Raw genomic sequence first — 324 nt, 5'->3', positions numbered from 1 at the left:
AATTTGCCGCTAAACGCTTCCAATAGCTCACATCGAATCGCATCTGTACTACTGGTTCTGCCTGAAATATCGGATCGTTCGTGTCATCCCTTCATGAAGACTAATTTCCGGCTCCCATCCCAATAATTCATTAGCCTTCGATATGTCAGGTTGGCGGCGCTTTGGATCGTCTTTGGGAAGCGGTTTATGAGTGATCTCAGAGGCTGAGTCCACGATAGATAGAATAATTTTCGCGAGTTCAGATATCGTCACTTCGTCTCTGCTTCCAATGTTCACGACTTCCCCGTCTAAGCCCTCTGTCTCCATTAGTTGACGGAGCCCACG

General features: G+C 47.5%; 1 pseudogene. It reads right to left on the bottom strand.

From position 1 onward, the window contains the following. Positions 1 to 48: 48 nt before the first annotated feature. Positions 49 to 324: pseudogene (locus EXE44_RS18815) on the bottom strand (SDR family NAD-dependent epimerase/dehydratase); the annotation flags it as partial.

Origin of the sequence: Halorubrum sp. SS7 (genome assembly GCF_005435055.1) — an archaeon.
GTDB classification, from domain to species: Archaea; Halobacteriota; Halobacteria; order Halobacteriales; family Haloferacaceae; genus Halorubrum; species Halorubrum salinarum.
The sequence above is the reverse complement of the archived record's forward strand: the minus strand, read 5'-3'. Positions and strand labels throughout refer to the sequence as shown.